General features: G+C 64.4%; 20 protein-coding genes. 7 read left to right on the forward strand and 13 right to left on the reverse strand.

The features are described 5' to 3' along the window. The 3 genes from WDX12_RS22840 to WDX12_RS22850 form a co-directional block, all read right to left on the reverse strand. Nucleotides 1-1,227 (reverse strand): flavin-containing monooxygenase, encoded by a 1,227-nt coding sequence (locus tag WDX12_RS22840; protein WP_434722107.1) that lies wholly within the window; start codon nt 1,225-1,227, stop codon nt 1-3. Nucleotides 1,228-1,288: 61 nt separating this feature from the next. Further along, on the reverse strand, nt 1,289-1,867 hold the full coding sequence (locus WDX12_RS22845) for an OsmC family protein (RefSeq protein ID WP_320296093.1): 579 nt from the start codon (nt 1,865-1,867) through the stop codon (nt 1,289-1,291). Between the two features lie 235 nt (nt 1,868-2,102). Continuing rightward, on the reverse strand, nt 2,103-2,351 hold the full coding sequence (locus WDX12_RS22850; protein ID WP_434722108.1) for a DUF1127 domain-containing protein: 249 nt from the start codon (nt 2,349-2,351) through the stop codon (nt 2,103-2,105). Nucleotides 2,352-2,607: 256 nt separating this feature from the next. Here WDX12_RS22850 and WDX12_RS22855 point away from each other — a divergent pair, with 256 nt between their 5' ends. Then, the gene (locus WDX12_RS22855; RefSeq protein WP_320296091.1) at nt 2,608-2,823 is read left to right on the forward strand and encodes a hypothetical protein; all 216 of its coding nucleotides are present in this window, start codon (nt 2,608-2,610) and stop codon (nt 2,821-2,823) included. Nucleotides 2,824-2,881: 58 nt separating this feature from the next. Here the strand turns inward: WDX12_RS22855 and WDX12_RS22860 are convergent, their stop codons facing one another. From WDX12_RS22860 to WDX12_RS22875, 4 genes are read right to left on the reverse strand one after another with little or no spacing between them, the layout of a single operon-like run. Then, complete coding sequence (locus tag WDX12_RS22860; RefSeq protein ID WP_434722109.1) at nt 2,882-4,039, reverse strand: ABC transporter ATP-binding protein; 1,158 nt, start codon at nt 4,037-4,039, stop codon at nt 2,882-2,884. Next, a complete protein-coding gene (locus tag WDX12_RS22865; RefSeq protein WP_140804969.1) occupies nt 4,032-5,174 on the reverse strand; it encodes an ABC transporter substrate-binding protein in 1,143 nt (380 codons plus the stop codon). The genes WDX12_RS22860 and WDX12_RS22865 overlap by 8 nt, the downstream gene beginning before the upstream one ends. Next, nucleotides 5,171-6,013, reverse strand: coding sequence for an ABC transporter permease (locus tag WDX12_RS22870; RefSeq protein WP_434722110.1), 843 nt, complete (start codon nt 6,011-6,013; stop codon nt 5,171-5,173). The genes WDX12_RS22865 and WDX12_RS22870 overlap by 4 nt, the downstream gene beginning before the upstream one ends. 13 nt (nt 6,014-6,026) lie before the next feature. Continuing rightward, nucleotides 6,027-6,905, reverse strand: a complete 879-nt coding sequence (locus WDX12_RS22875) for an ABC transporter permease (RefSeq protein ID WP_320296394.1) — start codon at nt 6,903-6,905, stop codon at nt 6,027-6,029. Between the two features lie 176 nt (nt 6,906-7,081). Between WDX12_RS22875 and WDX12_RS22880 the strand changes: the two genes are divergently transcribed. Further along, the gene (locus WDX12_RS22880) at nt 7,082-7,375 is read left to right on the forward strand and encodes a hypothetical protein (protein ID WP_320296088.1); all 294 of its coding nucleotides are present in this window, start codon (nt 7,082-7,084) and stop codon (nt 7,373-7,375) included. A gap of 31 nt (nt 7,376-7,406) precedes the next feature. Here the strand turns inward: WDX12_RS22880 and WDX12_RS22885 are convergent, their stop codons facing one another. The 3 genes from WDX12_RS22885 to WDX12_RS22895 all read right to left on the reverse strand — a co-directional run bounded on the left by WDX12_RS22885 (nt 7,407) and on the right by WDX12_RS22895 (nt 12,030). Further along, a complete protein-coding gene (locus WDX12_RS22885) occupies nt 7,407-8,723 on the reverse strand; it encodes an HlyD family type I secretion periplasmic adaptor subunit (RefSeq protein WP_434722111.1) in 1,317 nt (438 codons plus the stop codon). Between the two features lie 3 nt (nt 8,724-8,726). Then, nucleotides 8,727-10,448 (reverse strand): type I secretion system permease/ATPase, encoded by a 1,722-nt coding sequence (locus WDX12_RS22890; RefSeq protein WP_434722112.1) that lies wholly within the window; start codon nt 10,446-10,448, stop codon nt 8,727-8,729. Nucleotides 10,449-10,581: 133 nt separating this feature from the next. After that, entirely contained in the window at nt 10,582-12,030 is a 1,449-nt protein-coding gene (locus WDX12_RS22895; RefSeq protein WP_434722113.1) for a family 16 glycosylhydrolase, read from the reverse strand. Between the two features lie 579 nt (nt 12,031-12,609). Between WDX12_RS22895 and WDX12_RS22900 the strand changes: the two genes are divergently transcribed. The 3 genes from WDX12_RS22900 to WDX12_RS22910 all read left to right on the forward strand — a co-directional run bounded on the left by WDX12_RS22900 (nt 12,610) and on the right by WDX12_RS22910 (nt 13,670). After that, nucleotides 12,610-13,053: an SRPBCC family protein gene (locus WDX12_RS22900; RefSeq protein WP_320296084.1), complete on the forward strand. Its 444-nt coding sequence runs from the start codon at nt 12,610-12,612 to the stop codon at nt 13,051-13,053. Between the two features lie 85 nt (nt 13,054-13,138). Beyond that, a complete protein-coding gene (locus WDX12_RS22905; protein ID WP_320296083.1) occupies nt 13,139-13,369 on the forward strand; it encodes a hypothetical protein in 231 nt (76 codons plus the stop codon). Between the two features lie 70 nt (nt 13,370-13,439). Beyond that, nucleotides 13,440-13,670 carry a hypothetical protein gene (locus tag WDX12_RS22910; protein ID WP_434722114.1) on the forward strand — a complete coding sequence of 77 codons (231 nt, stop codon included), beginning with the start codon at nt 13,440-13,442 and terminating at the stop codon, nt 13,668-13,670. Between the two features lie 44 nt (nt 13,671-13,714). On the opposite strand, the gene WDX12_RS22915 is transcribed toward WDX12_RS22910, so the two are convergent. The 3 genes from WDX12_RS22915 to WDX12_RS22925 all read right to left on the reverse strand — a co-directional run bounded on the left by WDX12_RS22915 (nt 13,715) and on the right by WDX12_RS22925 (nt 16,921). Continuing rightward, nucleotides 13,715-14,419, reverse strand: coding sequence for an SDR family oxidoreductase (locus WDX12_RS22915; protein ID WP_434722115.1), 705 nt, complete (start codon nt 14,417-14,419; stop codon nt 13,715-13,717). A gap of 234 nt (nt 14,420-14,653) precedes the next feature. Continuing rightward, on the reverse strand, nt 14,654-15,892 hold the full coding sequence (locus WDX12_RS22920) for a patatin-like phospholipase family protein (RefSeq protein ID WP_434725692.1): 1,239 nt from the start codon (nt 15,890-15,892) through the stop codon (nt 14,654-14,656). Between the two features lie 129 nt (nt 15,893-16,021). Continuing rightward, on the reverse strand, nt 16,022-16,921 hold the full coding sequence (locus WDX12_RS22925; RefSeq protein WP_434722116.1) for an SMP-30/gluconolactonase/LRE family protein: 900 nt from the start codon (nt 16,919-16,921) through the stop codon (nt 16,022-16,024). Nucleotides 16,922-17,022: 101 nt separating this feature from the next. Between WDX12_RS22925 and WDX12_RS22930 the strand changes: the two genes are divergently transcribed. Then, nucleotides 17,023-17,742: a FadR/GntR family transcriptional regulator gene (locus WDX12_RS22930; protein WP_434722117.1), complete on the forward strand. Its 720-nt coding sequence runs from the start codon at nt 17,023-17,025 to the stop codon at nt 17,740-17,742. Then, entirely contained in the window at nt 17,742-18,944 is a 1,203-nt protein-coding gene (locus WDX12_RS22935; protein WP_434722118.1) for a mandelate racemase/muconate lactonizing enzyme family protein, read from the forward strand. The genes WDX12_RS22930 and WDX12_RS22935 overlap by 1 nt, the downstream gene beginning before the upstream one ends. The last annotated feature ends 1 nt before the right edge of the window (nt 18,945 follow it).

The raw sequence follows: 18,945 nt of genomic DNA on the forward strand, positions 1-18,945 counted from the left end.
TCAGGCCGCCCTGCGGCCTTTGCAGTCGAGATGACGGGAGATTTCGGCGGCGATCGCTTTCGCGTCCTCGCCGGCACCGCCGATGAAGTTGGAATCGCGCTTGCGCAGGAAGCGAAAGCCGAGTGCGTAGAGGCCGGGCACGCTGGTGACGCCGCCCTGATGCGCGAGCTCGCCGTCGGCGCCGAGCGCCAGCGGCTCCAGCCAGCCGAACGAGCGCGCATAGCCGGTCGCCCAGATGATGGTGCGGATCGATCCGTCGGTCAGCGAAAGCCGCTCAACGCCGGCCGCCGGCATCGCCACCGGCTCGGGCCGGTATGGTGTCGGCGTGCCTGCGAAGCGGTCGATCTGGTCGAGCAGGCGTGCCAGCTTCGCTTCCGCCGCCGCGATGTGCTGGCCGAGATCGCCGGCAAGGGCGATCTCGCGGTCGCCGACGCCATGCACCCGCCCGGTCAGCTCCACGCCGAGCGCCTGCAGCGTGGCGAGATCGACATCGGCCCTGTCGGGCCGGCCGGCGAGCTGCAGCGAAGGCTGGCGCCGGGCGCTTTCCGGATCGGCGAGGTCTTCCTGGCGCTGCGCCATCAGGCCCATTGCGCAAAGCCAGAAGAAGATGTCCTGGTCGCGCCATGTTCTGGGTAGGCGCGTATGCTTACCGACCGAAAGCATCACGCGCCGCCCGGCACGGGCGAGTTCGTCGGCAATCTGCACGCCGGAGGATGAGGCGCCGACGACCAGCACGCCGCCGCTGGGCAACTCGCCAGGCGAGCGATATTGCGAAGCGTGGATGCTGAGCGGCCCGCGAAGGGTCTCGGCAGAAAAAGGAATGACCGGCCGGTCGCAATGTCCCGTCGCGACGACGACCGCGCGCGCCGACCATTCGCCGGCGCTGGTGCGCAAGGCAAAGCCGTCGCCGGTCCGCTTTGCAGATGTGACCTCGACATTGGTCTCGACGGGCGCATGCCGTTGCCAGGCGTAGCGCTCCAGGCTTTCGACGAAAGCCCCTTTGCTCATGAAGCCGTCGGGATCGTCGCCCTCGTAGGGCGAGCCGGGCAGGGCGTTCAGCCAGTTCGGCGTGAGCAGCCTCAGTGAACGCCAGCTCTGCGAGCGCCAGCGCTCGCCGATCCGGCCGCGCTCCAGAACGGCATGGTCGATGCCGGCCTGGCCAAGGCAATGGCTGAGCGCAAGGCCGGCCTGGCCGGCGCCGATGATGACGACGTCCGCGCGTCTCATAGGTACTGTTCCGTCAGTGGGAGCGGAGGCGGCCCGGATTGGCTCCGGACCGCCTGCCGACTTACTGGATGGTCTTGATGCCGACAGTGACCGGCACGCCCTTGGTCAGCACGTCGAACACGGCCGAACGGGTCCGCGACTGCTCGACCAGCTGCTGCAGCTTTTCGGCCGGCGCGTCGCCTTCGATCTCGAACGACACCTGGATGTTCTGGAAACCGTTGCGGACCTCGTCGGAAATGCCGAGGATGCCGCGCAGGTCGATGTCGCCCTCGACCGAGCATTTCACCTTGGTGAGCTTGATGCCGCGCGCGGCGGCAATGTTGGCGACGCCCGCCATCAGGCAGCCCGCCAGCCCGTGCAGCAGCCACTCGACCGGGGTCGGCGCATTGTCGGCGCCGCACAGGATCGCCGGATGGTCGGCGTCGGCATAATGGGGCTTCTCGTGCTTCTGCTCGTTGCCGGCGCCGAAGAAGCCGTTCATGACGGTCTTGCTGTGCGTGCCTTCGATCCATTCATTGTGGGCGCGGAACTGGAACTTGGCCAACTCGGGCTGCCCGGCGACGAAATTGATCGTCGCCATCAGGTTCGGCGTGTCGACGCCATTGAGCGGAAGCCGTGCAGGTTTGGTGTTGGGTTGCATCTTCATCTCCAAAGGTTCGTTTGCGGCTTGGTTGCCGTGACGGCCTCTGTTTGCCGATGAAGCGTTTGAACGAGAGTGGGTGCGATCGTGGAATTTTTCATACGCCTACCGTGGAAATTGCGTTGGACGTATCGTTTGAAACGAAGCGTCGGCGCCGCCTGACCGAACGCAAAAGCCCCCGGGCGTGGGGAAGCCCGGGGCTTGGCGACAGCGTGGTAATGATCGCCATCGGCTGTCATCCGGCGTTGCGGATATCCATCCCATCGGCGCCGGACGCGGCGTAGTGCATCGAGGTGTAATGGTCGATTTCCGAACGGGCGATACCCATGTCCTTGAGCAGATAGTCGGGCATGGCCTGCATGGCGGCGCGGTCACTGCGCATCCTCATCGCACGGTAGACAAGCCTAAGCGCGCGGCCGGCAAAGCCGGTAAGGCTGAAGCCCGCGCGACCGGTTTCATAAGCGGTATGTTCCAAAGTCGTCATCGTTGTCTCCATCGTTTTGCGGCGCGATCCTTCGCGTCGTCGATGGGACGGCTTGTGGCTTACGACCGGGGGAACCAGCGTTGGAGCGGGCGTCGAAATCGCCGTGGAATCCGGCGTTGTCTCAGTTTGAAAATATCATCCTTTTCCAATGCAGCACGGACCGCGTCGTGGCGAAGTCCTTAGACTTTCGCTTATATCAGGATTCGCGTATATAAGGGCTGCGTTACTATGCTGATTTTCAGAGGGGAATTAAATCATGCGCAAACAGCAATCGCTTGGACTGGCGCTTCTGGCTTCCATATCGCTTTTCCTCACTGAGGCCGCTTTGGCGAAAGATGCCTACAAAACACCATGCAGGGCGGATGCCCAGCGACTGTGCAAGATGGTCGACAATGCAAAGGGGTTGAACTGTCTTAAACAGCACATCAGTGAGCTCACGCCTGCCTGCAAGGCGTTTCTCTCCAAGAAATGAACTGCGACCAAGACCGAATGCGTGGCAAACGCCCGGGCCTGCAAGAAGGCGGCCGCCGTCAGGAAATCCGCCGCCCTGCTTGGTCCAGTAGCACGCAGTCGTCCGGGTCGAAGCCTAGCTCGATTGTCTCGCCTTCTGTGAGCACGCGGCCATCGATCGGGGCGTTGGCGCGGATGTTCGCCGCGCCGCCTATGTCGACCTCGTAGATGGCGCTGCCGCCGAGATAGGAGGCCGACACGACCCGGCCGGGCAACCGGTTGGCGCTCGCTCCGCCGACCGACAGTTTCTGCGGCCGCACCACGACGGTGACGGCGCTGCCCTGCGCCAGCGCTTTGGGTGAAAGCACGCTGACCGTCTGGCCGCTGGCGAGCGTGACCGCTGTCGGCCTGTCGGATCTGCTCACCGTCCCGGAAAGCATATTGGCCTTGCCGAGGAAGTCCGCCACGAAGGCGGTGGCCGGCCGCTCATAGACCTCTTCGGGCGTGCCGATCTGCTCGGCCGAACCCGCATTCATCACCACGATGCGGTCCGACATCGACAGCGCTTCTTCCTGGTCGTGCGTGACGAAGATGGCGGTGATGCCGGTTTCCTTCTGGATCTTCTTGATCTCGACGCGCATTTCCTCGCGCATGTTGGCATCGAGCGCCGAGAGCGGCTCGTCGAGCAGGAGCACCTGCGGCTCGAACACGATGGCGCGGGCCAGCGCGATGCGCTGCTGCTGGCCGCCCGACAATTGCGAGGGCAGCTTCTTCTCGCTGCCCGGCAGCCGCACCATGTCGAGCGCCTGGCCGACCTTGCGCCTGATCTCGGGCTTGGCGACGTTGCGGTATTTCAGCCCGAAGGCGACATTGTCGAACACGCTCTTGTGCGGAAAGAGCGCATAGCTCTGGAAGACCAGCCCGATGTTGCGCTTGTAGATCGGCACGTCGTCGACGCGCCGGCCGCCGATCATGATCTGGCCGGCCGAAATGTCGACCAGCCCGGCGATGGAGCGCAGGATCGTCGTCTTGCCGCAGCCCGAGGGGCCGAGCAGCGTGACGAAGCTGCCCTTGCGGATCGATAAAGAGAAATCGCGGACCGCGACGAACTTGCCATAGGCGATGTCGATGTTGCGGAACTCGACCGCCGGGCTGCTCGCCTCGGCGGTCGCGATCGCGCCTTCCGCCCCGGCCGAGGCCGGCCGGGGATGGATTTTCGTGTCCTGGCTGTCAGGCACCTTTCGAGATCCTGTTCCACTGCTTGGTCCAGGCGTCCTCGTTGGTCGCCCAGTAGGTCGGATCGGCGAAGGTCAGCGCCTTCATCGTACCGGTCGGATCGAAGGCCGGCAGCTTCGCGATCTTGTCGGTGAGCTTGACCTTGGTCGGGTCGAGCGACGGCGGATAGCTCTGGCCCTCTGCCACCGCGATCGAGGTCGCCGGGTCGAGCATGAAGTTGATCAGCTCTTCGCATTCTGCCATCGGCGAGCCCTTCAGGATCAGCATGTCCTCCATCCAGGCATAGGAACCGGCCGGATCGAGATAGCCGATCGGATGGCCCTGGTCCTGCAGCGCCGCGACGCGGCCCGACCAGGCGTCGGTCACCACGATCTCACCCTTGGAAAGCAGGTCCATCAGCTCCGCGCCGGAGCTCCAGAACTTCTTGGCGAGGTCGCGCGTCTCGCGCACCTTGGCCCAGATCGTGTCCATGTCCTTGAGGTTGTTGGGGTCCTGGCCGGTGGCCAAAGCGGCGTACCAGACGCGCGTCGTCATGTCGGAATAGCCGCCGACCTTACCGGCATATTTCTTGTCGAGCAGCAGTGCCGCGCCCTTTTCCTTGGCCTCCTCCGGCGAGATCACCTTGGTGTTGTAGGCAATGCCGGTGGTGCCGTAGTCGTAAGGCACGGCCGACAGCTTCGGCGTCAGCTTGCGGAACGGCTCGATCATCGGCTGCAGCACATTCACCATGTTGGGAATGTTGGCCTCGTTGATCTCCGAGGTCAGGCCGCCATTGACGTATTTGATGTAGTAGTTGACGCCCGAGGAATGGATGACCTGGTAGTCGCCGGGCTTCGCGGTCTTGATCTTGGTGATGATCTCGTCCTCGTCGCCGAATGTGCCTTGCACCACCTTGATCTTGGTTTTGGCCGTGTAGGGCTGGAAGGCGAACTTGTCGATCGCGTCCTGCACCGTGCCGCCCCAGCCGTCGAAGCGGACTTCCTCGACCGCGGCGAGCGCCCGTCCCATCCACGGCATGGAAAGTCCCGCCGATGCTGCCGCCGCGGCGGTCAGCGTCAGGAAAGTGCGGCGGCTCAGATCGCCATTGGCATACCGGTCGTGCAGCCGTTCCAGCCGCTTGGTCGTCGTCAGTTTCATCGTACTTCCTCCTTTGGTTCGCCGCGTCTCTTCAACTTCGTCAGGCTCTGCAGGATCAGGCCGCCGATCAACGGGATGCCGACGGTCACCAGGATCATCACGGTGCCGAGCGCATTGATCTCCGGGCTGATCGAGATTTTCAGCATGGACAGGATTTGGGTGGGCATGGTCTCGACGCCCGCCGGCCGCCAGAACAGGCTGGCCGAGGTGTTGTCGAACGAGATGGTGAAGGCAAGCAGCGCGCCGCCGACGACCGCCGGGATGAGCAGAGGCAGCGTGATCTCGCGGAAGGACGAGAAGCGAGATGCGCCGAGCGAGAGAGCTGCCTCCTCATAGACGCGCCTTATGCCCACCATGCGTGCCTGCGCGATCAGCACGACATAGGGCACGGCCAGAAGGATATGGCCGAGCACCAGGAGCAGCATGGTGCGCGGCTGGTCGATCGCCTTGATCAGCACCAGAAGGCCGACGCCGAGGATGGTTTCCGGCACCAGTGCCGGCAGGATCACCAGCGTGCTCAGTGCCTGCTTGCCGGGGAAGTCGAAACGCACCAGCGCGAAGGCCGTGACGACGCCGATGGCCGTGGTGGCGACGGCGGTGACCAGCGCGATCCACAGCGAGGTGCGGAAGGCGGTCAGCACCGCGTCATTGTTCATCAGCTTGGCGTACCATTGCAGCGAAAAACCGGTCATCGGGAAGCCGCCGAACATCGAGGCGTTGAACGACAGGATGACGGTCGCCACGATCGGCGCGAACATGAAGATGTAGACCCAGAGCGTGACGAAGCCGGTCAGCCGCCAGGCCCATCTGCCTTCCTCCTTGCGCCGCGTGCCGCTCATCCGCCCGATTTCCTCATCCACCAAGCCCTTTGACGATCTGCGACATGCCCATGTAGCGGGTGTAGATGGCGGCGAAGAAGCCGAGCACGACGAACAGCACGATCGACAGCGTCGCGCCCATCGGCCAGTTCAATTCGCCCATGATCGTGTCGTAGATCAGGTTGCCGAACAGCGCGTCGCGGCCCGAGCCGAGCAACTGCGGCGTCACATAGCTGCCGGCCGCCAGCACGAAGCAGAGCAGCAGCCCGGCCGCCAGGCCGGGCAGGGAGAGGGGCAGGGTCACCTCGCGGAACGCCTGCGCGCTGGTGCAGCCCATCGAGCGCGCCGCCGCAATCAGCGTGCGGTCGATCCCCTCGAGGCTGACATAGACGTTGAGGATCATGTAGGGCAGGAGGAAGTGCAGCAGTCCCAGGATCACCGCGCCCTCGTTGTAGAGCATCTGCAGCGGCTCGTTGATGATGCCCATCTTGAGCAGCGCGACGTTGATGACGCCCTGTTCGCCCAGGATGTTGATCCAGGAAAAGGTGCGGATGGTAAAGCTGATCCAGAACGGCACGATGAGCAGGAGCAAGAGCAGCCATTTGTGCCTGAAGCTCGTCGCCCAGATGAAATAGGCAGGGAAATAGCCGAGCACGCCGCACAGCAGCGCGGTGATCGCGCCGACCCTCAGCGTCTTCAGAAGGAAGCCGGAATAGTAGCTGTCGGTGAAGAATTCCTGCCAGTTTGCGGGGGTCAGCGCGCTGGTTTCGACGCCGGCGGTGACGAAGGTGAAGAACGTATAGGCCGCCATCACCGCGATCGGCAGCACCAGGAAGAAGATCAGCAGCAGAAGCACCGGTGCAACCAGCATCCAGGCCAGGCGTGGATCGTACAAGGTCCAGCGATTGTTCATGCGCACCCGGAGGTAGGCGTCTTCTTCGACGCGCTTATGTTCCCACAGTGAAGATTGTTTCATTGCCGCCGCGATGTCTACAGGCGGTGATTGAGCCAGAGCGGTCGCGTGTCCGCGATTGCCGTCAGGCCCCTCGAACCGGCGCAGCAGTGAAAAGGGACGGTAGGAGCAACCAGATGCATCTCTGGGCGTTGAATGACAGCTGCCGGCTCACGAGGCCGCAAGCCGTGGGCCGCACCCTTTTGGGAGCAGGGCTCATGCCTTCACTGGTGCTCTTTGTGATCAAGAACATCGCCATAGGGGCGATCATCGGGTTGATCGTAGCGTGCTGGCTCGTGGCTTTCGGCACGGTCGGCAGCCATATATCGTCAGGCAACGGGGGCTACGTGGCTGTCGGTATGATCGCCTATTCGATGGCGTCTTCCTTCGGAATGGGCTTCCTGGCCACGGCGCTAATGTTCCTGGAATAGGCCGTCCGGCCGCCGCAACACGCCGTCCGCCCTATCTTTCCGCAAACGCCCTTGCGAACGAGTCCATCATCGGGCGCACCAGATATTCGAAGAAAGTCCGGTCGCCGGTGCTGATGAAGGTGTCGACCGGGGTGCCGGGATAAAGCTGTTCTCTCTTCACGCCCGGGGGCAGGGCGTCGGCGATCTTCAGCCTGGCACGGAAATAGGGTTCGTGGGTGGCCTGGTCGATCAGCCGGTCGGCGGAAATCTCGCTCACCGTGGCCGGGACTTCCGGCGTAAGACGCGTGTTGAGGGCGGAGAGCCTGAGCTTTGCCTGCTGGCCGACATGCACCTGGTCGATATCCTTCGGCCGCAGCCTGGCGTCCACTACCAGGCCGGATGACGTGGGCAGGATCTCCATGATCTTCTCGCCGGGCGCCACCACGCTGCCTTGCGAATTATAGGTCGAGGACACGACGATGCCTGCCGCCGGCGCGGTGATCGTCGTGCGCTTCAGCACCGCTTGCGCCGCGCGCATCCGCTCCTCGATATCGGCGAGGTTGGTGCGCACATCGTCGAGCTTGGTCAGCGCTTCCTCGACGCGCTGCGTCGTCGCGCGTTCGGTCTGCGCCTCCGCCTCGACGATCTGCGTGTTGGCCGAGGCGAGGTCCGCCTCCAGCGCGCCGGCCTGGCCGACGAGATCGGCCTCCGAGCGCAAGAGTTGCGAATACTCCGTGCGATTGGTGAGGCCCTTGTCCAGAAGATCGGTCTTGATGCCGAGCTCCTTCTTCACCACCTCGGCCTGCTGCTCGATTGCCAACTTTTGCGCGTTCAGCCCTTTGACCGACTCGCGATGCATGGCGACGCGCTGCGCCAGGATCGACTGCTCCGAATGGAACCGCGCAAGCCTAGCGTCGAACTCCTTCTGCTGCTCGCGGATGAGGTTTTCGAATTCCTGCTGGAACGGCGCAGGCGCTGGCTCGGCGATCGGCGCCAGCGTGGCGAGGCCGTCGCGCTCGGCCTCCAGCCGTGCGGCGCTTGCTTTGAGCGCGATCCACTGCCTTGTCAGTCGGTTGAGATCGGCCTCCGGGGCGGTCCGGTCGAGCAGGATGAGGTCCTGGCCCTCCCGGACATGGTCGCCTTCGTGCACCAGCAACTGCCTGATGATGCCGCCCTCGCGGTGCTGGATCAGGATGTTGCCGTCGGTTGCAGCGATCGTGCCCTGGGTGATCACGGCGCCGGCAAGAGGCGCCTTGGCCGCCCAATAGCCGAAGCCGCCGGCGAGCAGCGCGATCGCCGCGTAGCCGGCGAAGGCCGTGCGGCGGAAATCGGTGCGCGGGCGGCTTTCGAAGATGAGGCTCTGCGTCATCGTTCAGGACCCGTAGCGGATGGTCGGCGCGGCGCGGATGGTTGGCGCGAACGATCCCGTGACCACCGTGCTCCGCTGCGCGCCCTTGCCCGGTTGCCGCAAGATCTCCGCGCTCGGTCCGAACGCCTCGATGACGCCGCCGCGCAAGACCATCACGCGGTCGCAAGCCGAGGCGATCGCGGGGCGATGCGTGATGACGATGGTGGTGACCCCCGCGGCGCGCGCGGCGGCGAGCACCGCTTCCAGTGCTGTCTCTCCGGCGCCGTCGAGATGCGTGCTCGGCTCGTCCAGAACCAGGATGCGCGGATTGCCGTAGAAGGCGCGCGCCAAGCCGATGCGCTGCCGCTCGCCGCCCGACAGCGTTCCGGCGACCGTCGTCTGATAGCCGTCGCGCAGCGAAAGGACCAGCTCATGCGCCTCGGCGCGTTTTGCCGCCTCGATGATCGCCGCGTCGTCCGCGTCCGCGTCGAAACGGGCGATGTTGTCGGCGATGGAGCCCGGGAAAAGCTCCACCTCCTGCGCCAGATAGCCGACATGCCGTCCGAGCTGGTTCTCGTCCCAGGTCCTGAGCTCGGCGCCGTCGATCCTGACCGTGCCGCCGCTCGGCTGGGCGGCTCCGACCAGCAGCCGCGCCAACGTCGATTTGCCGGCGCCGCTCGGGCCGACGATCGCCACCGCTTCGCCGGCGCTGATGGCGAAGCTCAGCCGCTTCAGGATGGGCTCGGCGCCGAATGTGGCGTCAGGCGCGATGAAGAAAAGATCCTGCGCGGCAATCGCGCCGGTCGGGTCGGGCAGGATGAGCCTGCTCGCCACCGCCGGCTGGGCCGCGAGCGTGGCTGCCAGCCGCGACCATGCGCGCCTGGCGTCGGCGAGCTGCCGCCAGGAACCGATCAGCTGGTCCAGCGGCTGCAGCGCGCGCGACGACACCAGCGAGGACGCGAAGATCATGCCGGCCGTCATCTCGCCCTTCAGCACCAGCCAGGCGCCGGCGCCGAGGATCGCCAGCTGCAGCATCATGCGCAACGCCCGCGACGCGCCGCTGAAAAGCGCATTGGCGCCGGCCGAACGGTCATGCAGGGCAAGCGCGGCCGCCACATGCCGCCCCCAGGCGCGCGCGGCGTTTTCCACCATGCCCATGGCGCGCAGCGTCTCGGCGTTGCGGGCAAAGGCCTGCTCGGCCTTGCTGGCCAAAGCCGAACGCTCCGCCGAAAGCGCGTCGTTCCTGCCGACGGCAAGCTGGTTGGCCACGACCAGCACGACGAGCAGCACCGCGCCGCCGAGCGTCACCCAGAACAGCACCGGATGGATGAGATAGAGCAGCGCCAGGAAGATCGGCGCGAAGGGCAGGTCGAACAGCATCGAGACACCGCGCGAGCGGATGAAGGCGCAGACCGAGGCGAGGTCGTTGAGTGGCGACAGCGTGCTTCTGGCGCCGAGCGACGCGGCGAAAACCGTCGCGCCCAACCTGTCGTTGACCGTCGCGGCGATGCGCTGCGTGTAGACCGCGCGGATGGCGTCGAGCAAGCCAAGGAAGCCAAGCGCCGCGACCGCGATAATCGACAGATAGACAAGCGTCTCGACGCTGGAGGAGGGCAGGACGCGGTCATAGACCTGCAGCAGGTAAAGCGGGATCACCAGCAGCAGCAGGTTGATGAGCAGCGAGAACAGGCCGACATCGGCGATGGCGCGACGCAAGACCGGCCGCAATCCCGACTGTCCAGCCATTCCCGCACTCCCTGTCGAAGCCCATGGGCCGATCGCCTGAAGCATGTCCGTCGGGAAACCGGGAACCGGTTTCGAAAAAGACATGCGCAATATCAGAAGCCTGAAGCGCGCGATTCGAAAGACCGCCCTCGCTTCAGACCGTATGCTCGCTTGTCGTGCTGCTTGCGGTGTGGCTGGTCAGCGCCGCCGCCTGGCTTGGCAGATCGTTCAGCGTATAGGCGTGGATATAATCGATCTTCATCTGCGCCGGTGTCGCCAGATGGTCCGGCGGCGCGCCCGCCTGGCCACCCACCGCGAGATCGACCAGCATGTACATCGGCTTGTTCATGTCGGACGGCGTCGCCGCCGCCGCGACCTGCACGCCATCATAGGTCCAGATCAGCTTGTCCGGCGTCCATAAGAGGCCATAGGTGTGGAAGCCGGCGGTATCCATGACGTTCACCGTGGATCCGACCGTCGTGTGCTGGCCCGTCTGGTTGGTATGCGCGGTCATCAGCAGCGAATTCGGCTTCTGGCCATACATCTCCATCACGTCAAGCTCCGGCGGCCACGAGCCGTCTTCCGGCAGCAGCCAGAAGGCCGGCCAGGCGCCGGCGTTTTCCGGCAGGTCGGCCCTCATTTCGAAATAGCCGTAGGTCTGCGAGAACGAGTCATGCGTGGTCAGGATGCCGGATGTGTATTCGTAATTGTTGATCAGCGGCTTGATGTCGGCCGGCGCCTGCGCCGCGGTGATGGTGAGAACCCCGTTCTGCACGCTGAACGGATGCACGGAGCTGGTCGGCGCGTAATTGGCGTCGATGTACCACTGCAACTCGCCATTGCGGGTCAGCGTGCTGCCGTTCGGCGCGCCCCACCAAAAGTTGGTGTCCCAGGTGCCGCCCTGGCTATTGTGAAGGTTCAGCGTGTTAAACTCGTCGCTGAAGGACAGCGTCATGCCGGACTTGTCGATCGGCAGCTGGAAATTGTTGGGCTGCAATTTGTCGATCGTGGTGTTCTTGAATTCGAGGATTTCGCTCGATCCAAGGTTCAGCACCACATTCGGTCCCGCCTGGATCATCGCGTCGTGGACGGCGGCGAACGACGTGAATCCGTAGCCATCGAGCCGGACGGCATCGTTCGAGGCAAAATTGACGATCGAGTCGCTGCCGTTGCCCTTCGCGATGATGAAAACATCGGCGCCGCCGCCGCCATCGATCAGCACATCGTTGCCCGCCCCGCCGTCGATCGTCTGGCCGCCCGCCGTGGCGGTGATGATGTTATCCAGCGAATTGCCGAAGGCATAGTTGTGGGCGTTGGTGACGACGAGGTTCTCGACATTGTTCGGCAGCGTGTAGCTCATCCATGTGTTGATCGTGTCGATGCCCTCGCCAGGGTTCTCGACCACCTTGTTGCCCGCCGAATAGAGGTAATAGATGTCGTCGCCTTGGCCGCCATACATGGTGACGTTGACGCCGCTGGTGCCCCAGATGGAGTCGTTGCCTGAGGTGCCGTTCATCGTCCCGGGCGAGGACGCCGAAAGCCAGTGATTGGAAGCGCCGCTGTAGTAAAGAGGAACGCCTATCGCGTTGACAACGAAGCTCATCGGACACTCCTTTCTTGGTGGCGCCGGATTTTCAGGCCAACCTGCAAGCCGGCCTATGGTTCCAAGGATTCGCGTTACAGTACAGACAAAAAATTACCACTCATTGATTAATGATTAGAAATAGAGATAATAAGGTGGTTCTAATACAATTTATACGCGATAATTACACGTTGAATTGCTCAATTTTACTCAATATTGCGAGGCTCATGCTGAAATATTGGGCAAGATGCAGCGCGTGACCGCAATCGACCAGCGTGGCCGCGCGGTGATCGAGGCGCTGAGTCGCCATATTTGCGACGTTGGACATCCGAGCCGGAAAGCGATTTCGGTCTGCTCTAGAAAAGCGATCAATCCGAACGAACAGCGATGCCCAACGATGTCGCACATCGCGTTACATTGCGCCCGACCAGCCCGCGCCGCCGACGATGCCCGGCCTGATCGAAGCGATCGTGTCCGCAGCCTCCGTTGCAAGGGTGGCAGGTAGCCGCCGGGCAAAAAATTTGACAGCTTCTGTCGGATCGGCTGGGGGCTGCCCGTCCTTGGGGCATCGATCAACGAAACCTGAGAGGATATCGAGACATGCCGAGCACCATCCAACTGCACCGTGTCCTGGCAACCAAGCCGGAGAAGGTTTACCGCGCGTTCGTCGAGGCGGACGCGCTGGCGAAGTGGCTGCCGCCGAACGGCTTTACCTGTACGGTGCACGAGTTCGACGGCAAGGTCGGCGGCGCCTACAAGATGTCCTTCCGCAACTTCACCACCGGCGACAGCCACGCCTTCGGCGGCGAATTCGTCGAGCTCGTTCCGGGTGAGCGCCTGCGCTACACCGACCGCTTCGACGACCCCAACCTGCCGGGCCAGATCGAGGTGACGGTGACCTTGAAGAAAGTGTCGGTCGGCACCGAGATCAACATCACCCAGGCGGGCATCCCGGACGCCATCCCGGCCGAGGCCTGCTATCTCGGCTGGCAGGAATCGCTGCGCAACCTGGCCAAGCTCGTCGAACCCGAGATCAACCAGTAAATGAGGCAGGCGGCTGCCGGTCTTTCGGCAGCCGCCTTACCCAAGGTAAGTAAAATTTCACCAAGCGCTGTTAAAAGCCGCTTCCATGGATCGCAACAAGAACAACGACCTGTTTGTCCTGATGGCGGCGCTTGCCGCCATCGCGATCTACAACATTGCCTGCGGCATCAGGACAGGCGAAGTCCGGGGCAAGTTGCATTGGGTCGCCCTCGCGGACGATCCGACGCGCTTCTGGAACATCGTGGTCGGCAATTCGATTGTCCTGGTGGCTTCGATAGCCTTTCTGTGGGTGCTCAATTCCCGTAGACCGGGATGACTTGAGGTGACGTCCTCGTTACCTGCACGGCGATAAGCAAAATTTCATCGGGCGCAGCTACACGTGCTCCATGGATCGCAACAAAAACGACACCGTCTTTGTCCTGGTGGCGGCACTCGCCGCCTTCGCGATCTATAACCTTGCTTATGGCCTGAAGACTGGCGAGATCCGGGGAAGGCTTAGCTGGATTTCGTGTGTGGACGACCCGGCGCGTTTTTGGAGCAACGTTTTCGGCAATGTCGTCGCTGTCGTTGCTCTGCTGGGCTTTCTTTGGCTGTTGCATCTTCGCGGTCGCAAATGACTTGGCGCCCGGCAATGCCGGGCGCCGTCCTGCTGCCGCGCGGCTTACAGCGCCCTTGTGATGCCGCCGTCGACGCGGATGTTCTGCCCGGTGATGTAGGCGGCTCCATCGGAGGCGAGGAACGAGATCGTCGCGGCGATCTCTTCCGAGGTGCCGTAGCGCTTCATCGGCACGCTGTCGCGGCGCTCGTTCGTCGTCGGCAGGCTGTCGATCCAGCCGGGCAGCACATTGTTCATGCGGATGTTGTCGGCCGCATAGCTGTCGGCGAAGATCTTGGTGTAGGCGGCAAGCCCGGCGCGTGCCACGGCCGAGGTCGGGAACATCGCGCTCGGCTCGAACGCCCAGGCGGTCGAGATGTTGATGATGACGCCGCCTTTCTGCTTCTGCATCACCGGCGTCACCAGCCGCGTCGGGCGCACGGCGTTGAGGAAATAGGTGTCGATGCCCTTGTGCCAGTCCTCGTCGCTGATCTCGATGATCTGCGCGCGCGGCCCGTGGCCGGCGCTGTTGACCAGCACGTCGATGCGGCCCCAGCGCTCCAGCGCGCCGTCGGCAAGGCGCTTCAGGTCTTCGTTCGACTGGTTGGAGCCGGTAACGCCGAAGCCGCCAAGTTCCTCGCCCAGCGCCTCGCCCTTGCCGGAGGAGGACAGCACGCCGACCTTGAAACCGTCCGCCGCCAGGCGCTTCGCCGCCGCAGCCCCCATGCCGCTGCCGCCCGCCGTCACAAGAGCTACTTTTTCTGTCGCCATGTCGCTGTCCACTCGTTGGAATTGTGAAAGCGCCTCTGTTAGCATGCAGAGGGCAGGGCACGAACCGGATTGGATTGCGCCAGCGTATGAAGGCTGGGGTTCCTCGCCCCCGCCAAAGGCGGGGGAGAGGTGGCCGCGAAGCGGACGGAGAGGGGGCCTTCGTAGGGCGCTCCCCTCTCCGTCTCGGCTTCGCCGAGCCACCTCTCCCCACTGCGTGGGGCGAGGAAAAGGGGCTCAAACTTTGAACACACTCATCAGGGCCTTCGACACTCGCGCGCAGCGTGCCGGCTTCACGTCGCCCGGCTTCAGCGGCACGCCCTTGCCGGCAGCGACCGCCGGCTCGTACCAGCCGCGCAACGCCTGGTCGGCGGCGCAATAGCCCCAGTTCACCAGGTCGACGGTCTCTTCGCTGCCCAGGAAATGCAGCGACGTGCCGATATCGGCCGGCGCGGTGGCGGCGGTCTGCACGAAAGTCGGCTCGGTCGCGCCCGGCTTGCTGGCGATCGACCAGAAGACGCCGCGCGTCGCCGCATAGTCGGGCCGGGTCGCGTCACTAGGCAGGCCGCGATCGTCGGCGTCCTTGGCCGCCTGGAAGCGTGCCACCAGATCCCGGCGCCGCAGCGAGCGCACCTGGTTGTCGGTGGTGTCGGCGACGCGTTTCAACTGCGAGAACCAGTTCCAGTAACCGGCGTTCGAAGCCCGCCAGGGCGCGCCGGCGTCGCTGACCAGTAGCCAGCGGCATCGCTTCAGCGCCGGCTCGATACCGTGATTGTCGTAGACGCCGCCATCGGTGAGCACGGCGCGGGAAGGCGGCACCGGCGCGCCGACGCTCGGGTCGAGCTTGTCGTTGCGCCATGCGAACGCCGTGAGGTCGAGCCGGAGCGGCGACAGGAAAGGCGGAAAGGCCGACGAGGCGGCAACCGCGAGAGCCACCGGCAGGTCGGCCTGGTAGGCGACGCCGATGCGGTAGTCGGCGATGTAGCGCCGCGACAGCCGGAACAGCGAGCCGGTGTCGAGATTGCTGGAGCAGAACACGAACCAGGGTTTTTCCGGCAGGCTCTTCAGCATCGGCCTCGAGCCGGCGAACAGATGTTTCTCGTAGCAGGCGGCGACTTCGCGCGCGGCGCTGGAAAACGGGTTGAACAGGCCCTTGAAGATCGACGGCGCGTCGAGAAAGACCTGCGAGAACGCCAGGATCCTGTCGAGATAGATATCGAAATTGGCGGCGATGCCGTCGACGAAGGTGAAGTGCGGCCAAAGCACCGCGAGCAGCCCGGCCGCGATGGACCCGCCAGAGACCGAGCTTACCATATCGAGTTTCTGGAGCAGCCCGGCCTCGTTGAGGCGGCAGAGCGCGCCCGCATGAAACAGCATGGCGCGATAGCCGCCGCCCGACAGGCAGAGGCCGAGATCGTAGCGCTCGGCCCTGCCGTCATCCGCGTCCGGTGCTGATCCAGCCGGAACCGGCTCCATCGCGGCCCCTTCTGCCTGTCTGGCGTCCTCGAGCTTGGCTTTGGTCAATCCAGCCCAGCGCCGGCATTCTTGCAAGTGGGGGAACGCGTAACTTCACAGATCGGAAATCGGGCCGCAGCCGATGGGAGATTATCCGAAGCGGTTGGCCGGTATGCCGCGCACGCCGGGCTTGAGCGCGAACACGCCGCCCTCTGAAGGATGCGCATCGAGATGCTCGGCGCTCATCGTGAAGCGCGCGGAGGTCACGAACAGCGTGTCGAGATCCGAACCGCCGAAGGCACAACTCGTCGGCCAGCTGCAGGGCAGCTCGACGATCCGGTCCAGCCTGCCGTCGGGCGCGATACGGGCGAGGCAACTCCCGCCCACCACCCGGCAGTTCCAGACATAACCCTCGGCGTCGAGACATGAGCCGTCCGGCAGGCCGCGCTCGAAACCGGTGAAGAAGGGCAGGCGTTCGCCGAGCCGTCCCGCCTTCTTGTCCCAGCCGTAGCTGTAGAGCGCGTTCCTCATCGTGTCGGCGGTGACGAAGTGGCCGTCCGGCAGCCACGCCATGGTGTTTGTGATGCCGAAGCGGTCCTCGCTGAGCGACGCCGCCTTGCCGTTGGAACCGACCCGGTAGAGCCGGCCCTCGTCGCTCATGATGGCCAAGGGAGCGTCGTCCGGCCCGATATTGTTGGCCATCGTGCCGACCCAGAACGAGCCGTCCGGCGCGACGACGCCTTCGTTGAGCCTCGTGCCGGGCCGGTCCGCCTCGATCGTCGCAAGCGTTCGCAACGGCCCGCCGAAATCCCAGAGCGCGATGTCCTTGCGCAGGCCGATGATGGCGCCGCCATCGGCGCGCAGGCCGACCGAGGTGACGAGATCGCCCGTTGGCCAATTCTCATGCGCTCCGGTCGACGGGTCCAGCCGATGGATTCGGCGGCCGATGATGTCGACCCAGACCAGTCTGCCGCGGCGGTCGTCCCACACCAGGCTTTCGCCGACCACGTCGCGCGCGTCGAAGATCAGGGCGGCATCGGTTTCGGGCATGGGGCTCCTCCGTCTCCCGGGAAATGCACTTGACATATATCTTTCGGATCAAATATGAGCAATTCGATAATAACCTGTCATACAGGTTTTGAGGGAGCGCAATGCAGGAGCAGACGGACCCACCGGGTGACCCGAGCCCCGGACTGGTCAGCACGGCCATCCAGGCGATCACCCAGCACATCCGCTCGGAGGGCCTGGCGCCTGGCGATCCGCTGCCCAGCGAAGCCGCCATGACGCGCCAGCTCAACGTCTCCCGCACCGTCGTTCGGGAGGCCTTCCGCTCGCTGTCGGCGATGCGGCTCATCGACATGAGCGCCGGGCGCCGTGCCACCGTCGCCAAGCTCGATACCGGCGCGATGTCGATGGTGATCGAGCACGGCATCACCACACAGCAGATCAGCGTGCAGCAGGTCTATGACGTCAGGCGCACCATCGAGATGCGCACGGTCGCGCTCGCCGCGCTGCGCCGCACCGACCAGGAGGCTGCGGCGATTGCCCAGTCGGCCCGGCTGATGCGCGAGAATTTCACGAACCCCGAGGCCGTCATGGAGCACGACATCGCCTTCCACGAGGCGATCGCGGCGGCCTCGCACAACCCGGTCTTTTCGCTGATCGTCACCGCCTTCAGCGGCGTCACGCGCCGCACCTGGGTGATCGGCTGGCGCACCCGCTCCTCGGACGAGGCCCAGCTCAAGATGATCAAGGGCCATGAGGACATCGCCGACGCCATCCTCAAGGGCGATCCACGGCTGGCGGCCGAGCACATGGCCGAGCATTTCGACAAGAGCGTCAAGGCGCTGCTCGATGCGGGGATTGCCTGATGAAGATCCACGCCATCGAAACCGTCCGCATCGAGGAACGACCCAATTTGCTCTGGGTCGAGGTCCATACCGACGAGGGCATCACCGGGCTCGGCGAGACCTTCTTTTTGTCGCGCACCGTCGAGGAATATCTGCACGAATATGTCGCGCCGCGGGTGATCGGCCGCGACCCGCTGCAGATCGACCTCCTGGCCGCCGACCTCGTCGGCTATCTCGGCTTCCGCTCCAGCGGCGCCGAGGTGCGCGGCAACTCGGCCTTCGACATCGCGCTGTGGGACATTTTCGGCAAGGCCACCAACCAGCCGGTCGCGCAATTGCTCGGCGGCTTCAGCCGCCGCTCGATCCGCACCTACAACACTTGCGCCGGCACCGAATACATCAAGGACGCCAAGGGCCAGACCACGGCCAATTACGGCATCGGCGCCGGGCGTGATTATGACGACCTCAACGCCTTCCTCACCCGCGCCGGCGAACTGGCGGAGGAGCTGCTGGAGGACGGCATCACCGCCATGAAGATCTGGCCGTTCGACCACGCGGCGGAAAAGACGCGCGGCAACGACATTTCCGCCGCTGACTTGAAGGCGGCGCTCGAACCGTTTGAAAAGATTCGCAAAGCCGTCGGCGACAAGATGGACATCATGGTCGAGTTCCACTCCATGTGGCAGCTCTTGCCGGCCATCAGGATCGCGCAGGCGCTGAAGCCCTACGCCACCTACTGGCACGAGGACCCGATCCGCATGGATAGCCTCGGCGACCTCAAGCGCTATGCCGCCGCCAGTCCGGCACCGATCTCGGCCTCGGAGACGCTGGGCAGCCGCTGGGCTTTCCGCGACCTGCTGGAGACGGGAGCGGCCGGCATCGTCATGCTCGACATCTCCTGGTGCGGCGGCCTCTCGGAGGCGCGCAAGATCGCCTCGATGGCCGAGGCATGGCGGCTGCCGGTGGCGCCGCATGACTGCACCGGTCCGGTCGTGCTCGCCGCCTCGACGCATCTTTCGCTCAACGCGCCGAACGCGCTCGTCCAGGAAAGCGTGCGCGCCTTCTACCGCACCTGGTACCGCGATCTGGTCACCGCGCTGCCGGAAGTGAAGGACGGCATGATCACTGTGCCGCCCGGGCCGGGGCTGGGGCTGGCGCTCAGTCCGGAACTCGGCCGCGCCTACACCGTCCATCGTCGCGTCAGCGACAGGACAAGCATCTGAG

The organism is Mesorhizobium sp. RIZ17, from assembly GCF_051127865.1.
GTDB lineage: Bacteria > Pseudomonadota > Alphaproteobacteria > Rhizobiales > Rhizobiaceae > Mesorhizobium > Mesorhizobium humile.

Excerpts from the sequence above, each read along its gene's own strand:
- WDX12_RS22855 (WP_320296091.1), top strand. The coding sequence starts at position 2,608 with ATGCGCAAACAGCAATCGCTTGGACTGGCGCTTCTGGCTTCCATATCG.
- WDX12_RS22870 (WP_434722110.1), bottom strand. The coding sequence starts at position 6,013 with ATGAGCGGCACGCGGCGCAAGGAGGAAGGCAGATGGGCCTGGCGGCTG.
- WDX12_RS22880 (WP_320296088.1), top strand. The coding sequence starts at position 7,082 with ATGCATCTCTGGGCGTTGAATGACAGCTGCCGGCTCACGAGGCCGCAA.
- WDX12_RS22885 (WP_434722111.1), bottom strand. The coding sequence starts at position 8,723 with ATGACGCAGAGCCTCATCTTCGAAAGCCGCCCGCGCACCGATTTCCGC.
- WDX12_RS22895 (WP_434722113.1), bottom strand. The coding sequence starts at position 12,030 with ATGAGCTTCGTTGTCAACGCGATAGGCGTTCCTCTTTACTACAGCGGC.
- WDX12_RS22930 (WP_434722117.1), top strand. The coding sequence starts at position 17,023 with ATGCAGGAGCAGACGGACCCACCGGGTGACCCGAGCCCCGGACTGGTC.
- WDX12_RS22910 (WP_434722114.1), top strand. The coding sequence starts at position 13,440 with ATGGATCGCAACAAAAACGACACCGTCTTTGTCCTGGTGGCGGCACTC.
- WDX12_RS22900 (WP_320296084.1), top strand. The coding sequence starts at position 12,610 with ATGCCGAGCACCATCCAACTGCACCGTGTCCTGGCAACCAAGCCGGAG.
- WDX12_RS22925 (WP_434722116.1), bottom strand. The coding sequence starts at position 16,921 with ATGCCCGAAACCGATGCCGCCCTGATCTTCGACGCGCGCGACGTGGTC.
- WDX12_RS22935 (WP_434722118.1), top strand. The coding sequence starts at position 17,742 with ATGAAGATCCACGCCATCGAAACCGTCCGCATCGAGGAACGACCCAAT.
- WDX12_RS22905 (WP_320296083.1), top strand. The coding sequence starts at position 13,139 with ATGGATCGCAACAAGAACAACGACCTGTTTGTCCTGATGGCGGCGCTT.
- WDX12_RS22840 (WP_434722107.1), bottom strand. The coding sequence starts at position 1,227 with ATGAGACGCGCGGACGTCGTCATCATCGGCGCCGGCCAGGCCGGCCTT.
- WDX12_RS22890 (WP_434722112.1), bottom strand. The coding sequence starts at position 10,448 with ATGGCTGGACAGTCGGGATTGCGGCCGGTCTTGCGTCGCGCCATCGCC.
- WDX12_RS22875 (WP_320296394.1), bottom strand. The coding sequence starts at position 6,905 with ATGAACAATCGCTGGACCTTGTACGATCCACGCCTGGCCTGGATGCTG.
- WDX12_RS22865 (WP_140804969.1), bottom strand. The coding sequence starts at position 5,174 with ATGAAACTGACGACGACCAAGCGGCTGGAACGGCTGCACGACCGGTAT.
- WDX12_RS22920 (WP_434725692.1), bottom strand. The coding sequence starts at position 15,892 with ATGGAGCCGGTTCCGGCTGGATCAGCACCGGACGCGGATGACGGCAGG.
- WDX12_RS22915 (WP_434722115.1), bottom strand. The coding sequence starts at position 14,419 with ATGGCGACAGAAAAAGTAGCTCTTGTGACGGCGGGCGGCAGCGGCATG.
- WDX12_RS22850 (WP_434722108.1), bottom strand. The coding sequence starts at position 2,351 with ATGACGACTTTGGAACATACCGCTTATGAAACCGGTCGCGCGGGCTTC.
- WDX12_RS22845 (WP_320296093.1), bottom strand. The coding sequence starts at position 1,867 with ATGCAACCCAACACCAAACCTGCACGGCTTCCGCTCAATGGCGTCGAC.